We start from the raw sequence: 15,398 nt of genomic DNA, 5'->3' as shown, positions 1-15,398 counted from the left end.
ACAAGGGTGACGGGCGAGAGGTAAAGACTGTGGAAGCACATCTGTTGGAATGGCTGAACCTGAGCGTGCGCTGGGTTCATATGATCACTGGCGTGGCCTGGATCGGTGCGTCTTTCTATTTTGTATGGCTGGAAAACAACCTTAACCGCGTCAACCCAAAAAGCGGCCTGGCTGGCGATTTATGGGCGATCCACGGTGGCGGTATCTACCACCTGGAAAAATACAAACTGGCCCCGCCGACCATGCCGGACAACCTGCACTGGTTTAAATGGGAAGCCTATTTCACCTGGATGTCGGGCGTCGCGCTGCTGTGCGTGGTGTTCTACCTCAACCCGACGCTGTACCTGCTCGCCCCCGGCAGCAGCCTCAGTGGTACCGAAGGCGTGTTGCTGGGCATTGGCTCACTGTTCGCTGGCTGGTTCATCTACTCCTTTCTTTGCGACTCGGCCCTGGGCAAACGCCCTGCCCTGCTCGGTTTTATCCTGTTCGTCCTGTTGATCGGCGCGGCCTACGGCTTCAGCAAGGTGTTCAGCGGTCGCGGTGCATACCTGCATGTGGGTGCGATCATCGGCACCATCATGGTCGGCAACGTGTTCCGCATCATCATGCCGGCCCAGCGTGCGCTGGTGGCAGCGATTGCAGAAAACCGCACGCCAGACCCGGCACTGCCGGCCAAGGGCCTGCTGCGTTCGCGACACAACAACTACTTCACCCTGCCCGTGCTGTTCATCATGATCAGCAACCACTTCCCGAGCACCTACGGCAGCCAGTACAACTGGTTGATCCTGGCCGGGATCGCGGTGGCGGCGGTGTTGGTGCGCCACTACTTCAACACCCGTCATGACAGCCAGAAATACGCATGGACCCTGCCGGTCGGCGCCCTGGCGATGATCTGCCTGGCCTATGTCACCGGGCCAAAACCTGTGGCGACTGCACCGGATGTGGCCAAGGCGCCAGCGGCCATCGAGTATCAGCCGTTGCCGGAAACCGCAGTGGGCGGTGGTCTCAAGCCAGCCGCCCCTGCCGCTCCCGCCCCGGCCGCCGAACCGGCTCCAGCCCAGGCTTCGACGGACTTTGGCAAGGTCCACAGCGTGATTGAACAACGCTGCACCGTGTGCCATTCGGCCAAGCCCACCAGCCCGCTGTTCAGTGCCGCGCCAGCCGGGGTGATGTTCGATACCCCGGCGCAGATCCAGCAGCAGGCGGCGCGTATCCAGGCGCAGGCGGTTGCCAGCCAGATCATGCCACTGGGCAACATCACCCAGATGACCCAGCAGGAGCGGGAGTTGATTGGTAGTTGGATCAATCAAGGAGCGCGCACCAATTAACTGATCAGCGCAGATCACACTGTAGGAGCTGGCAAGCCCGCTCCTACAGTTGAGAGGTGCTGTGTTTTGAAGATTGGGTTTCACCTGGCAATTGACTGCCAAACAACACAAAAATAAAAAAGATCCGAGGTGTTGCATGTCCGAGTTAGCCGAGCCGCAGATTCCTGCCGCACCCGCCATGGTGCGGCTGCCCCTTTTGCAACTGATCCTGGTAGGCCTGCAACATGTACTGCTGATGTACGGCGGCGCAGTGGCCGTGCCGCTGATCATCGGACAAGCCGCGGGCTTGAGTCGTGAAGAAATCGCCTTTTTGATCAACGCCGACCTGCTGGTGGCGGGGATCGCGACCATGGTCCAATCCTTCGGGATAGGCCCGCTGGGCATCCGTATGCCGGTGATGATGGGCGCCAGTTTCGCCGCTGTCGGCAGCATGGTCGCCATGGCGGGCATGCCGGGCATCGGCCTGCAAGGGATCTTCGGCGCAACCATCGCCGCCGGGTTCTTTGGCATGCTCATCGCGCCATTCATGTCCAAGGTGGTGCGCTTCTTCCCACCGCTGGTGACCGGCACGGTGATCACGGCCATCGGTCTTTCGTTGTTTCCAGTGGCGGTGAACTGGGCTGGCGGTGGTGCTACCGCCGTGCAGTTCGGCTCGCCGATCTACCTGGCCATCGCCGGCCTGGTGCTGGCCACCATTCTGTTGATCAACCGTTTCATGCGTGGGTTCTGGGTCAATATCTCGGTACTGATCGGCATGGCCCTGGGCTACGCCTTGTGCGGACTGCTCGGCATGGTCGACCTCGGCGGCCTGGAGCAGGCGCCGTGGGTGCAAGTGGTCACGCCCTTGCACTTCGGCATGCCCACATTCGAATTGGCACCGATCCTGTCGATGTGCCTGGTGGTGGTGATTATCTTCGTCGAATCCACCGGCATGTTCCTCGCGCTGGGCAAGATCACCGGCCAGGAAGTCACCCCGAAAATGCTGCGACGCGGCCTGCTGTGCGATGCCGGCGCGTCGTTCTTTGCCGGGTTCTTCAATACCTTCACCCATTCTTCTTTCGCCCAGAACATCGGCCTGGTGCAGATGACCGGGGTGCGTTGCCGCTCGGTGACGATCATGGCCGGGGCCTTTTTGATTGTCCTCAGCCTGCTGCCCAAGGCGGCGTTTTTGGTGGCTTCGATTCCTCCTGCGGTGCTGGGCGGCGCGGCCATCGCGATGTTCGGCATGGTGGCCGCAACCGGGATCAAGATCCTCCAGGAAGCCGACATTGCCGACCGGCGCAACCAGTTGCTGGTGGCGGTCAGCATCGGCATGGGCCTGATCCCGGTGGTACGCCCGGAGTTCTTTGCCCAGTTACCGTTGTGGATGAGCCCGATTACCCATAGCGGCATTGCCATGGCCACGCTTAGCGCGTTGTCGCTGAACGTGCTGTTCAACATCCTGGGCGGCTCAGAACGCCCCGCAGTTGCCCATACGCATTGATTCCTTCGTTACGACAAAAATAACAACGAACAGGGAACATCCACATGCACACCCTAGACCTGGGGCCGGCCACACGCCGTGCCCCATTCTCGCCCCCCGCGCTCTTTTACAGCGCACTTGAGCACAGGCTCTGGAGCCAGTATTCTCCGCGCCCGCTCGAATCGACTCAAAAAAAAACAGCGAATGTAAAAGCTGACTTAAAGGCCAACTTATCCCGGCCTTATGTTGGCTGCCAAAGTGCGCAAAAGTCCTCTGTATCCGACTGCATCCCATGTAGCCGGCGGGGATTTTTTGGCTTTTCAAACACTTTGGCGCAGCTCTTGCTAAAAGCATTAAAGCTGACCGAACAGACGATTTTTGCAGCGAACCAAAAGGCGCCACACCAGAGCGCCTGCGTAGAAGAAAAACCACAAAACTTTAGCTCGGGAGCAACCGAATGAAACGTACCGTGAACAGCCTGATGTTGGCCGGATCCCTGCTGGCCGGGGGCCAGGCAATGGCGGGTGACTTGCTGCAGTGGCAGAACAACAGCCTGACTTACCTGTGGGGCAAGAACTTCAAGGTCAACCCAGAGATCCAGCAAACCGTCACCTTTGAACACGCCGATGCGTGGAAGTACGGCGACAACTTCTTCTTCCTCGACCGTATCTTTTACAACGGCAAGGAAGACGGCAACGTCGGCCCCAATACTTACTACGGCGAGTTCAGCCCACGGCTGTCGTTTGGCAAGATCCTGGATAAGGACTTGTCCTTCGGCCCGATCAAAGATGTATTGCTGGCGTTCACTTACGAGTTCGGCGAAGGCGACAACGAGTCCTACCTGGTAGGCCCGGCATTCGACCTGAACATCCCCGGCTTCGACTACTTCCAGTTGAACTTCTACCAGCGCCAGACCGAAGGCAATCGCCCGGGTGATGGTGTCTGGCAGATCACGCCGGTATGGTCTTACACCATTCCCGTGGGCAACTCCGACGTACTGATCGACGGCTTCATGGACTGGGTGGTGGATAACGACAAGAACGCCCGTGGTACTTACCACGCCAACTTGCACTTCAACCCGCAGGTCAAGTATGACCTGGGCAAAGCCATGAACTGGGGCGCCAAGCAGTTGTATGTCGGTTTTGAATACGACTACTGGAAGAACAAGTACGGGATCCAGGACAGCGGCGCGTTCGAGACCAACCAGGACACGGCCAGCCTGTTGGTCAAGTACCACTTCTAAGGCCTCCCCTGTGGGAGCGGGCTTGCCCGCGATAGCGGAGTGTCAGCCAGCCCAAGTATTGGCTGATTCACCGCCATCGCGGGCAAGCCCGCTCCCACACAAGCCCGCGCCCCGATTCAGTTCGGGGTCAGGCCCAGGAACCGCTGCAACTCCTCGCGCTTGGCCAATGCATCGCGCCGCCCCAACTCGATCAACTCGCTGCAATACCCTGCCTCGAACAACAGATAGCTGAGCACCCCTGCCCCGCTGGTCTTGGTCGCCCCTGGCCCACGCAAGAACAACCGCAATGCCGCCGGCAGTTCCTGGCGATGGCGGGCCGCTATCTCGTCGATCGGCTGGCTGGGCGCAATCACCAACACATCGACCGGTGAAAGCCCCCGCGCGGCGCTGTTGGCCGGTTGCAGATGGCTGAACTGGTTAAGACGCTCCAGCAACTCGATGTCACTCTCGAGGCTGTCAATAAAGGTGCTGTTGAGCATATGCCCACCAATCTGCGCGAGGGTGGGCTGCTGGCCGGTGTAGCTGCGCTCCTGCGGCACCGAAGGGTCAGGGGAACGCGGGTTGCCACTGACCCCCACCACCAGCACCCGGGTGGCCCCCAGGTGCAGCGCAGGACTGATGGGCGCTGATTGCCGGACGGCACCATCGCCAAAATATTCCTGGTCCAGTTTGACCGGCGCAAACAGCAATGGGATCGCCGAACTGGCCAGCAGGTGCTCCACCGTCAACTGCGTGGGCAGGCCGATGCGCCGGTGGCGCAGCCAGGCGTCGATGGTGCCGCCGCCCTGATAGAACGTCACCGCCTGCCCCGACTCATAGCCGAACGCCGTCACCGCTACGGCATGCAGGTGCTTGTGGCGGATCGCCTCATTGATACCTTCAAAATGCAGCTTGTCTTGCAGCAACTCCCGCAACGGCGAGCTGTCGAGCAGCGCCACTGGCACCGGCGAGCCCAGGCCCAGCAGGCTGCGGGAGAGGAAACGGCTGGCCTGGTGAATCACCCCCGGCCAGTCGCTGCGCAGCACCAGATGGCTGCGAAAGCCCTGCCAGAATGCGGTGAGGCGCGCGATGGCGGCAGTAAAGTCCATGGCGCCACTGGCCAGGCTCACCGCGTTGATCGCCCCGGCCGAGGTGCCGACAATCACCGGGAAGGGATTGGCGGCCCCCGGAGGCAGCAACTCGGCAATCGCCGCCAGCACCCCGACCTGATACGCCGCACGCGCCCCGCCGCCGGAAAGAATCAAGCCTGTGACCGGTTCAGTGGGGCGCATTGCATAACTCCATGGGCGAGGGACAATCCGTTTGTTCAGCGGCGCTTTTCGTACAACTTGGGTTCGCCCGGTGGCCGGCTCTTGAAGCGGCGATGGGCCCACAGGTATTGCTCGGGGCACTCGCGCACCGCAGTTTCCACCCATTGGTTGATGCGCAGGCAATCGACTTCGTCGGATTCACCGGGGAAGTCGCGCAACGGCGGATGAATCACCATGCGGTAGCCGCTGCCATCGGCCAGGCGCTGCTGGGTAAAGGGCACCACCAACGCCTTGCCCAGGCGCGCAAACTTGCTGGTAGCGGTGACAGTGGCGGCCTGGATGCCGAACAACGGCACGAAAATGCTTTGCTTGGCGCCATAGTCCTGGTCCGGCGCGTACCAGATCGCCCGGCCGGCGCGCAGCAGCTTGAGCATGCCGCGCACGTCTTCACGCTCTACCGCCAGGGAGTCGAGGTTGTGGCGCTCGCGGCCACGGCGCTGGATAAAATCGAACAACGGGTTGCCGTGCTCGCGGTACATGCCGTCGATGGTGTGCTTCTGGCCGAGCAAAGCCGCGCCGATCTCCAGGGTGGTGAAATGCAGGGCCATGAGGATCACGCCCTTGCCTTCCAGTTGTGCCTGCTTGAGGTGCTCCAGCCCTTCAACATGGGCCAGGCGCGCCAGACGCTGTTTGGACCACCACCAGCTCATGGCCATCTCGAAAAAGGCGATGCCGGTGGAGGCAAAGTTTTCCTTGAGCAAATGTTTACGCTCTTGCGCGGACATCTGCGGGAAGCACAGTTCCAGGTTTCGCGCGGCAATGCGTCGACGTTCGCCGGCCACCCGGTACATAAACGCACCCAGTACACGACCAATGCCCAGCAGCGCCCGGTATGGCAGTTGGGTAATCAGCCACAACAGGCCGAGCCCCAGCCATAGCAGCCAGAAACGCGGGTGAAAAAATACAGCTCGAAAACGCGGGCGATCCATTACAGATTCCGGTAAAGACAGGGCCGCGCATTCTACAACGGTTCGACCCGGCTTGCGGCTAGCGGTTGTTCTCGTTATAAGTCTCGACACTTTTCGTGACAAGCCGCTTTGCCGACCATGAGCCAAACTGAATCGCTAGACCAAGATCCCGTATTCCAGCTCAAGGGCAGCATGCTCGCCATTACTGTGCTGGAACTGGCCCGTAACGACCTTGACGCCCTGGACCGCCAGCTCGCCGCCAAGGTCGCCCTGGCGCCGAATTTCTTCAACAATGCGCCGCTGGTGCTGGCCCTGGATAAATTGCCGGCCGGCCAGGGCGCGGTTGACCTGCCCGGGCTGATGCGCGTTTGCCGCCAACATGGCCTGCGCACCCTGGCCATCCGTGCCAACCGTATTGAAGACATCGCGGCGGCCATCGCTATTGAATTGCCAGTATTGCCACCGTCCGGTGCCCGCGAGCGTGTGCTCGACCCGGTAGAAGCTGAAGTGAAGAAAAAACCGGAAAAACCGGCAGAGCCGACGGTCAAGCCTACAAGGATCATCACCTCTCCCGTACGCGGTGGGCAGCAGATTTACGCCCAGGGCGGCGACCTGGTGGTGGTCGCTCCGGTCAGTCCCGGCGCGGAACTTCTCGCCGATGGCAACATCCATGTATACGGCCCAATGCGCGGTCGGGCACTGGCTGGGGTCAAGGGCGATACCAAGGCACGGATTTTCTGCCAGCAATTGAGCGCTGAGCTGGTGTCGATCGCCGGCCAGTACAAGGTTTCGGAAGATTTGCGCCGTGATCCGCTGTGGGGGGCCGGGGTACAAGTCAGCCTGTCGGGCGATGTGTTGAACATCATCCGTCTTTAACGGATACTGCCGCATTTTCCAAGCATCTCTGGACTCTGATAGCACAGCGAAACCGGCAAGACTTGTGTAGGAATAATTGAAAGCTGGCGTTTCCCTTACGGGAGGCACATCTTTTTCCTACGAAGGCTGTCCGCCTGCAGCGAGTTTCAAGAGATGTTTTTCAGGGACTGAGAGGTCCTTTTTCCTTAGGGGTGAAACACCTTGGCCAAGATTCTCGTGGTTACATCCGGCAAGGGTGGTGTGGGTAAGACCACCACCAGCGCCGCTATCGGTACCGGTCTCGCTCTGCGCGGCCACAAGACAGTCATCGTCGACTTCGACGTCGGTTTGCGTAACCTCGACCTGATCATGGGCTGCGAACGCCGCGTGGTGTATGACTTCGTCAACGTGGTCAACGGCGAAGCCAACCTGCAACAGGCCCTGATCAAGGACAAGCGCCTTGAAAACCTGTATGTACTGGCCGCCAGCCAGACCCGCGACAAAGACGCGCTGACCAAAGAAGGCGTGGAAAAAGTCCTGATGGAACTCAAGGAAACCTTTGAGTACGTGGTCTGCGACTCCCCGGCTGGTATCGAGACCGGTGCTCACCTGGCGATGTATTTCGCCGATGAAGCCATCGTCGTGACCAACCCGGAAGTGTCCTCGGTACGTGACTCGGACCGTATGCTGGGCCTGCTGGCCAGCAAATCCCGGCGCGCCGAGAAGGGCGAAGACCCGATCAAGGAACACCTGCTGCTGACCCGCTACAACCCTGACCGTGTCAGCAAGGGCGAAATGCTCGGCGTTGAAGACGTCAAGGAAATCCTGGCCGTGGCTCTGCTGGGTGTGATCCCGGAATCCCAGGCGGTGCTGAAAGCATCCAACCAGGGCGTACCGGTCATCCTCGACGACCAGAGCGACGCCGGCCAGGCGTACAGCGATGCCGTTGACCGCCTGTTGGGAAAAACCGTGGAACACCGCTTCCTCGATGTCGCGAAGAAGGGATTCTTCGAGCGCCTGTTTGGAGGCAACTAAACAATGAAATTTCTCGACTTCTTTCGCGCCAACAAAAAGCCAAGCACCGCATCGGTAGCGAAAGAGCGTCTACAGATCATCGTGGCGCACGAACGCGGCCAACGCAGCACGCCGGACTACCTGCCAGCCTTGCAGAAGGAACTGGTCGAGGTGATCCGCAAGTACGTCAATATCGGCAACGATGACGTGCATGTCGCCCTGGAAAACGACGGCAGCTGCTCGATTCTGGAACTCAATATCACCCTGCCTGATCGTTGATCGAACAGGCGGTCGCCACGGCGGCTCCGTCACCTTGATCCCCTTTGGGGAACCGGGTGGCCGAGCCGCCGTTGGCGTTTGTTACGAGGCTGTTTAATGCCGTTGTCCAATATCCATATCCTTCACCAGGATGACGCTGTCCTGGTGGTGAACAAGCCTACCCTGCTGCTGTCGGTGCCAGGTCGCGCCGACGACAACAAGGACTGCCTGATCACCCGCCTGCAGGAAAACGGTTACCCAGAGGCGCGTATCGTTCATCGCCTGGACTGGGAAACGTCGGGAATCATCCTGCTGGCCAGGGATGCCGACACCCACCGCGAACTGTCCCGCCAGTTTCACGACCGCGAAACAGAAAAGGCCTACACCGCCTTGTGCTGGGGCCAGCCGGAACTGGACAGCGGCAGCATCGACCTGCCGCTGCGCTATGACCCGCCGACCAAGCCGCGGCATGTGGTGGACCATGAGTTCGGCAAGCATGCGCTGACCTTCTGGAAAGTCCTGGAGCGTTGCGGGGATTGGTGCCGGGTCGAGCTGACGCCGATTACCGGGCGTTCGCACCAACTGCGGGTACACATGCTGTCCATCGGGCACCCGCTGCTCGGTGATGGCCTGTATGCCCATGAACAGGCCCTGGCCGCCTGGCCGCGCCTGTGCCTGCACGCGAGCATGTTGAGCTTTACCCACCCGCAAAGCGGCGAGCGCCTGCGCTTCGAGTGCCCTGCGCCTTTTTGAAGTGGTAACCCGATCCTCTGTGGGAGCTGGCGTGCCTGCTCCCACAGAGGTCTTGTGTTGCACTTAAGAAAGTAGCTTCAAGCCAAATCCTGAGCCAATACGGTAAACTCCGCGCATTGCTGTCTGGAGCTACTTATGCGCGAAGCGTTGAATCAAGGCCTGATCGACTTCCTCAAGGCCTCTCCCACTCCCTTTCATGCCACTGCGGCCCTCGCCCAGCGCCTGGAAGCTGCCGGTTTCCAGCGCCTCGACGAGCGCGAAACGTGGACCACCGAGGCCAACGGTCGCTACTACGTGACCCGCAACGACTCCTCGATCATCGCCTTCAAGATGGGCCGCCAGTCGCCCCTGCACGACGGCATCCGCCTGGTCGGCGCCCATACCGACAGCCCGTGCCTGCGGGTCAAGCCGCAACCTGAACTGCAACGCCAGGGCTTCTGGCAGTTGGGTGTGGAAGTCTATGGCGGTGCGCTGCTGGCACCGTGGTTCGACCGCGACCTTTCCCTCGCCGGCCGCGTGACGTTCCGGCGTGACGGCAAGGTCGAAAGCCAGTTGATCGACTTCAAACTGCCGATTGCCATCATCCCCAACCTGGCCATCCACCTGAACCGTGAAGCCAACCAGGGCTGGGCGATCAATGCCCAGACCGAGCTGCCGCCGATCCTCGCGCAGTTTGCCGGTGATGAGCGCGTGGACTTCCGCGCCGTGCTCACCGACCAACTGGCCCGCGAACATGGGCTGAACGCTGATGTGGTGCTCGACTACGAGTTGAGCTTCTACGACACCCAGGGCGCAGCGGTGATTGGCCTGCATGGCGACTTTATCGCCGGTGCCCGCCTGGACAACCTGCTGTCGTGCTATGCCGGCCTGCAAGCCCTGCTCACCAGCGAGACCGACGAAACCTGCGTGCTGGTATGTACCGACCACGAAGAAGTCGGCTCCTGCTCGGCCTGCGGTGCCGACGGCCCGATGCTGGAACAGACCCTGCGTCGCCTGCTGCCTGAAGGTGATGAGTTCGTACGGGCGATTCAGAAGTCGCTGCTGGTGTCTGCCGACAATGCCCACGGCATCCACCCCAACTATGCCGACAAGCATGACGCCAACCATGGCCCGAAACTCAATGCCGGCCCGGTAATCAAGGTCAACAGCAACCAGCGCTACGCCACCAACAGCGAAACCGCCGGGTTCTTCCGCCACCTGTGCATGGCTGAAGAAGTGCCGGTGCAGAGCTTCGTGGTGCGCAGTGACATGGGCTGTGGCTCGACCATCGGCCCGATTACCGCCAGCCACCTGGGCGTGCGCACCGTGGATATCGGCTTGCCGACATTCGCCATGCACTCGATCCGCGAGTTGTGCGGCAGCCACGATTTGGCGCACCTGGTAAAGGTGCTGAGTGCGTTTTACGCAAGTCGCGACCTGCCCTGAAAGGGGCGGCGCTTGCCCTCAAGCCGATCAGTTAAGCGAACGCAATACTCAAAGCAGCGAAGATCAAATGTGGGAGCGGGCTTGCTCGCGAAGACGTCCGCCCAGCAAACATTGATGTTGACTGCCCCACCGCTTTCGCGAGCAAGCCCGCTCCCACCGGGGATCTGCGCTTAACTGAACGGCATTAGGACTTGCCCGCGATGGCGATTCCCACCGCACTGCGGCGCTATCTGACACACATCAAGGCACCCCGCGCCAATCCCGCCTAGACTGACACTCATCCCTCAACGACAAGGCCGTCCCCACCATGATCCCGATGTCCGCCTTCCACGCCATGCTCATCCCCATCCTCACGGGCATGATCCTGCTGGCCGTTGGCTTCAACTTCCGCGACAAAAACCTCGGTGTATTTGGCATGTGGATCGGCATGCTGCTGATCCTCGCCACCATCGTCTACCGGATCCTGGCGAAACTGGCCGAATAATAAATGCACTCGCATTGGGCATAGCGCCCTCGTACACTCGGGCGATCCATCGTATTCAAGGTTGACCGCCTCGTGCTTGCCCGTCTGTTTGCTCTGCCACACTGCCTGCTCCTTTGCCTGCTGATCCTGTTGCCCATCGCCCCTGCCCAGGCGGTCGGCCTGCCCGGCATGCTGGGCAGCACCACCAAAGCCCAGCCACAGGCCGACGTGCCGCTGGGGCAGTCTTTGGACGAGGTGATCAAGACCCTGGAAAACGACCAGCAGCGCACCAAGCTGCTGGCCGACCTGAAAAAGCTGCGCGAAGCCACGAAAAAAGCCCAGCCGGCTGCCGAGCAAGGGGTGCTGAGCCTGATCGGCGGCACCCTGGCCAGCCTGGAGCAACAGCTGTCCGGCGCCGACAGCCCACTCAATCGCTGGTCCGTCGAATTCGCCCAGGCCAGGACCGAGCTGGGCGCGCTGATGCTGCCCGCCAGCGAATGGCTGCCGATTATCTTTGGCTTTGCCGTGGTGCTGATGCTCTGGAGCCTGCTCGCGGCCGCGCTGATCTGGCTCAGCCATCGGGTGCGCCTGCGCTTTGGCCTCAGTGAAGAATTGCCGCAACACCCCAAGACCTGGGACATGCTGCGCTTTGCCCTGCGCAAGCTCGGCCCCTGGCTGATTGCCCTGGTGATCACCGTCTACCTCAGCTACGCCCTGCCCTCGTCCCTGGGCAAATCCCTGGCGATGGTGCTGGCGTACGCGCTGGTGGTCGGCACGTGTTTTTCAGCGATCTGCGTCATCGCCTTTTCCGTGCTCGACGGCCCGCACCGTCACCGGGCGCTGTATATCCTGCGCCACCAGGCGTTTCGCCCGCTGTGGCTGATCGGCAGCTTCGCCGCTTTCGGCGAGGCCTTGAGTGATCCGCGCCTGACCGAAGCCCTGGGTACCCACCTGGCCCACAGCGCCGCGACCGTCGCCAATGTCCTCGCGGCACTGTCCACCGGCGTGTTTATCCTGCGTTTCCGCCGGCCCATCGCCCACCTGATCCGCAACCAGCCACTGTCCCGGCGCCTGACCCGCCGCGCATTGAGCGATACGATCGAGATCGTCGGCACCTTCTGGTACCTGCCCGCGCTGCTGCTGGTGGGCATTTCGCTGTTTGCCACCTTCGTGTCGGCCGGCGATACCAGCACCGCCTTGCGCCAATCATTGCTGTGCACGGTGTTGCTGGTGCTGTGCATGGTGATCAACGGCCTGGTGCGCCGCCACGCCCTCAAGCCCCAGCGCGGGCACAAGCGCCATGCGCTGTATTCCGAGCGCCTGAAAAGCTTTGTCTACACCCTGGCCCATCTGATGGTGTGGCTGGTGTTTATCGAACTCGGCCTGCGGGTCTGGGGCTGGTCGCTGATCCGCTTTACCGAAGGCGACGGACATGAAATCAGCGTCAAGCTGTTCGGCCTTGCCGGTACCCTGCTGTTTGCCTGGCTGATCTGGATCCTCAGCGACACCGCGATCCACCACGCCCTCACCCGCTCGCGCAAAGGCCTGGCCAATGCGCGGGCGCAGACCATGATGCCGTTGATCCGCAACGTGCTGTTCGTGACCATCTTCATCATCGCCGCCATTGTCGCCCTGGCGAACATGGGCATGAACGTCACGCCCCTGCTGGCCGGTGCCGGTGTGATCGGCCTGGCCATCGGTTTTGGTGCGCAGTCACTGGTGGCGGACTTGATCACCGGCCTGTTCATCATCATCGAAGACTCCCTGGCCATTGATGACTATGTGGATGTCGGCGGCCACCTTGGCACCGTCGAGGGCCTGACCATCCGTACCGTGCGCCTGCGCGATATCGACGGCATCGTCCACACCATCCCGTTCAGCGAGATCAAGAGCATCAAGAACTACTCGCGGGAATTCGGCTACGCGATTTTCCGCGTAGCGGTGCCAGCCAGCATGGACATCGACACCGCGATCAAGCTGATGCGCGACGTCGGCCAGAAAATGCGCGCCGACCCGCTGCAACGCCGCAATATCTGGTCGCCCCTGGAGTTCCAGGGTGTGGAAAGCTTCGAGTCCGGCAACGCCATCCTGCGTGCGCGCTTCAAGACCGCGCCGATCAAGCAGTGGGAAGTGTCGCGGGCGTTCAACCTGTCGCTCAAGCGCCACCTCGATGAGGCCGGGATGGACCTGGCGATGCCGCGCTTGAGCGTGCAAGTGGTGACGGCGGCGAGTGGGCCGCAGGAAGCTCAGGTCACATCCACCCCGACATGAATCGCATCATGGCGCCAGAACTCCAGATCGCAGTCGATCAGGCGCTGATGCTGATCGTAATTGACCCGGGCGATCCGCAGCCCGGGGCTGCCCGCCGAGACTTTCAAGGCGGCTGCCGCTTCTACCTGTAGAGAAGTCGGCACAATCTCAAAGCGCACGCGCCCGTAGTGCAGGTCGTACTTGCGGGCGTACAACTCGGTCATCGACTCGTTCAGGTCACACGCCAGGATCCCCGGAAAATACTGGGGGTTGAGGTAGTGCTCCACATACAGCACCAGCCGCCCATCAATACGCCGCCGCCGGCAGATCTGGATCACGCTGGACAGTGCCGGCAGTTGCAGCCACGCGCAGACCGCGGCCGAAGCCGGTTGCAGGCGTGCCGAGATGACTTCGGTAGAAGGCACTCGCCCCTGGGCGCTGACCATGGCGTGGAAGTGGCTGCGCTGCATCAGGTTGTAGGCCAACCGGGGCGGCGAGACAAACCAGCCACGGCGCTCCTCGCGGTAGATCTGGCCCTGAGCCTCCAGTTGCAGCAAGGCCTCGCGCACCGTAATGCGGGTGGTACTAAACAACTCACTGAGTTTGCGCTCGGCGGGCAGCTTGCTCGTCGGGCTCAACAAACCGTGGCTGATCTGCTCTTGCAGCGCCAGGCCAATGGCTGTCACCGCTTTGGTTGCCTCATCACGCATCAACGTTACCTATCTGGACTAGGCCAGCACTGTTTGGGTGCGCCAAATGCCCCTGGAATGAGCGGCGGCTGTTGCATGCCAGCCTAGGCATCACACATGACCGACAGATGACAGCGCCTCGTGACACTGCCCCACACGCCCTGCAATACATCGGCCAAGTCCAAGAATTACGGGGGCCTGGCCTTGGTCTACGCTTACCCGGCAAGTACCTGCCCAGGCGCTTTAAAAACGACACCGACATAAAACTGTCATCCATCGCGCCTAAATTGGCTCGTGTATTGCTGACCTAGACCAAACCCACCGCGCCATCAAAAAATCGCAGCGTTGAAAACGCCCAAAGGAGCTTCGGATGAAACAGCTTTTCCTGGCATCACTGTTAGGCTCGACCATTGCCATGTGCACCGCCGCCATGGCCGCTGACACCGATTTGAAAACCCTGGAAGCTGCCGCCAAGGCAGAAGGCGCTGTGAACAGCGTCGGCATGCCCGATAACTGGGCCAACTGGAAAGGCACCTGGGAAGACCTGGCGGCCAAGTACGGCCTCAAGCACATGGACACCGATATGAGCTCGGCCCAGGAAATCGCCAAGTTCGCCGCAGAAAAAGACAATGCCAGCGCCGATATCGGCGACGTGGGCGCAGCCTTCGGGCCGATTGCGGTCAAGCAGGGCGTGACCCAACCCTACAAGCCAAGCACCTGGGAACAGATCCCGGACTGGGCCAAGGACAAGGACGGCAACTGGGCCCTGGCCTACACCGGCACCATTGCGTTTATCGTCAACAAAAAGCTGTTGCACGGCTCCGAAGTGCCGACCAAATGGTCTGACCTGAAAACCGGCAAATACAAGGTTTCGATTGGTGACGTGAGCACCGCCGCCCAGGCCGCCAACGGTGTACTGGCCGCCGCCCTGGCCACTGGCGGCGACGAGAAGAACATCCAGCCGGCGCTGCTGATGTTTGCCGAAATCGCCAAGCAGGGCCGTATCTCCCTGGCCAACCCGACCATCGCCACCATGGAAAAGGGCGAAGTGGAAGTGGGCGTGGTCTGGGACTTCAACGGCCTGAGCTACAAGGCCAAGATGGCCAACCCGGATGACTACGTGGTGCTGATCCCCTCGGATGGCTCGGTGATTTCCGGCTACACCACCATCATCAATAAATACGCCAAGCACCCCAACGCGGCCAAGCTGACCCGCGAATACATCTTCAGTGATGCCGGGCAAATCAACCTGGCCAAGGGCAATGCGCGGCCGATCCGTGCCGAACACCTGACCCTGCCACCTGAAGTGAAAGCCAAGCTGCTGCCTGACGAGCAATACAAAGGCGTGACTCCGATCAAGGACGCCGATGCCTGGGAGAAGACCTCCAAGGCGCTGCCGCAGAAGTGGCAGGAAGAAGTCATCATCAACATGCAATAAGC

At 61.1% G+C, this 15,398-nt stretch carries 15 protein-coding genes; 12 read left to right on the top strand and 3 right to left on the bottom strand.

The genetic code is table 11. The annotated features are described in order from the left end of the window. The first annotated feature begins 29 nt into the window (after positions 1-29). The 4 genes from PSH73_RS08150 (at position 30) to PSH73_RS08135 (ending at position 4,033) form a co-directional block, all read left to right on the top strand. A complete protein-coding gene (locus tag PSH73_RS08150; protein ID WP_057959037.1) occupies positions 30-1,328 on the top strand; it encodes a urate hydroxylase PuuD in 1,299 nt (432 codons plus the stop codon). Between the two features lie 136 nt (positions 1,329-1,464). Then, positions 1,465-2,811: a nucleobase:cation symporter-2 family protein gene (locus PSH73_RS08145; RefSeq protein WP_057440700.1), complete on the top strand. Its 1,347-nt coding sequence runs from the start codon at positions 1,465-1,467 to the stop codon at positions 2,809-2,811. Positions 2,812-2,855: 44 nt separating this feature from the next. Beyond that, positions 2,856-3,251, top strand: a complete 396-nt coding sequence (locus PSH73_RS08140; protein ID WP_147283328.1) for a hypothetical protein — start codon at positions 2,856-2,858, stop codon at positions 3,249-3,251. Then, the gene (locus PSH73_RS08135) at positions 3,248-4,033 is read left to right on the top strand and encodes an outer membrane protein OmpK (RefSeq protein WP_057440698.1); all 786 of its coding nucleotides are present in this window, start codon (positions 3,248-3,250) and stop codon (positions 4,031-4,033) included. The genes PSH73_RS08140 and PSH73_RS08135 overlap by 4 nt, the downstream gene beginning before the upstream one ends. Positions 4,034-4,149: 116 nt before the next feature. Here PSH73_RS08135 and PSH73_RS08130 read toward each other — a convergent pair whose 3' ends face one another. Together PSH73_RS08130 and PSH73_RS08125 are read right to left on the bottom strand one after the other, a co-directional pair. Continuing rightward, on the bottom strand, positions 4,150-5,304 hold the full coding sequence (locus tag PSH73_RS08130; RefSeq protein ID WP_120732315.1) for a patatin-like phospholipase family protein: 1,155 nt from the start codon (positions 5,302-5,304) through the stop codon (positions 4,150-4,152). Positions 5,305-5,339: 35 nt separating this feature from the next. After that, positions 5,340-6,272: a lipid A biosynthesis lauroyl acyltransferase gene (locus tag PSH73_RS08125; RefSeq protein WP_057440694.1), complete on the bottom strand. Its 933-nt coding sequence runs from the start codon at positions 6,270-6,272 to the stop codon at positions 5,340-5,342. A 117-nt stretch (positions 6,273-6,389) separates the two neighbouring features. Between PSH73_RS08125 and minC the strand changes: the two genes are divergently transcribed. From minC to PSH73_RS08090, 7 genes are all read left to right on the top strand, one after another. Then, on the top strand, positions 6,390-7,127 hold the full coding sequence (gene minC, locus PSH73_RS08120) for a septum site-determining protein MinC (protein WP_115127724.1): 738 nt from the start codon (positions 6,390-6,392) through the stop codon (positions 7,125-7,127). 201 nt (positions 7,128-7,328) lie between these two features. Continuing rightward, positions 7,329-8,141, top strand: coding sequence for a septum site-determining protein MinD (gene minD / locus PSH73_RS08115; RefSeq protein WP_057440689.1), 813 nt, complete (start codon positions 7,329-7,331; stop codon positions 8,139-8,141). Between the two features lie 3 nt (positions 8,142-8,144). Beyond that, complete coding sequence (gene minE, locus PSH73_RS08110) at positions 8,145-8,399, top strand: cell division topological specificity factor MinE (RefSeq protein WP_003175252.1); 255 nt, start codon at positions 8,145-8,147, stop codon at positions 8,397-8,399. Positions 8,400-8,495: 96 nt separating this feature from the next. Next, positions 8,496-9,131, top strand: coding sequence for an RluA family pseudouridine synthase (locus PSH73_RS08105; RefSeq protein WP_057440687.1), 636 nt, complete (start codon positions 8,496-8,498; stop codon positions 9,129-9,131). Positions 9,132-9,266: 135 nt separating this feature from the next. Next, positions 9,267-10,556: a M18 family aminopeptidase gene (locus PSH73_RS08100; RefSeq protein ID WP_029300406.1), complete on the top strand. Its 1,290-nt coding sequence runs from the start codon at positions 9,267-9,269 to the stop codon at positions 10,554-10,556. 307 nt (positions 10,557-10,863) lie between these two features. Beyond that, a complete protein-coding gene (locus PSH73_RS08095) occupies positions 10,864-11,040 on the top strand; it encodes a hypothetical protein (protein WP_162947716.1) in 177 nt (58 codons plus the stop codon). 72 nt (positions 11,041-11,112) lie between these two features. After that, positions 11,113-13,290, top strand: a complete 2,178-nt coding sequence (locus PSH73_RS08090) for a mechanosensitive ion channel family protein (RefSeq protein WP_057959033.1) — start codon at positions 11,113-11,115, stop codon at positions 13,288-13,290. Here the strand turns inward: PSH73_RS08090 and PSH73_RS08085 are convergent. Continuing rightward, positions 13,266-13,979 carry a UTRA domain-containing protein gene (locus tag PSH73_RS08085; RefSeq protein WP_057959032.1) on the bottom strand — a complete coding sequence of 238 codons (714 nt, stop codon included), beginning with the start codon at positions 13,977-13,979 and terminating at the stop codon, positions 13,266-13,268. The two genes, PSH73_RS08090 and PSH73_RS08085, sit on opposite strands and share 25 nt — an antisense overlap. A 349-nt stretch (positions 13,980-14,328) precedes the next feature. Between PSH73_RS08085 and PSH73_RS08080 the strand changes: the two genes are divergently transcribed. Continuing rightward, entirely contained in the window at positions 14,329-15,396 is a 1,068-nt protein-coding gene (locus PSH73_RS08080) for an ABC transporter substrate-binding protein (RefSeq protein ID WP_057440683.1), read from the top strand. Positions 15,397-15,398: the final 2 nt, after the last annotated feature.

The sequence above is a fragment of the Pseudomonas sp. FP2294 genome (assembly GCF_030687625.1).
In the GTDB taxonomy this organism is placed as follows: domain Bacteria; phylum Pseudomonadota; class Gammaproteobacteria; order Pseudomonadales; family Pseudomonadaceae; genus Aquipseudomonas; species Aquipseudomonas shahriarae.
This window is presented reverse-complemented; position numbering and strand designations above follow the sequence as displayed.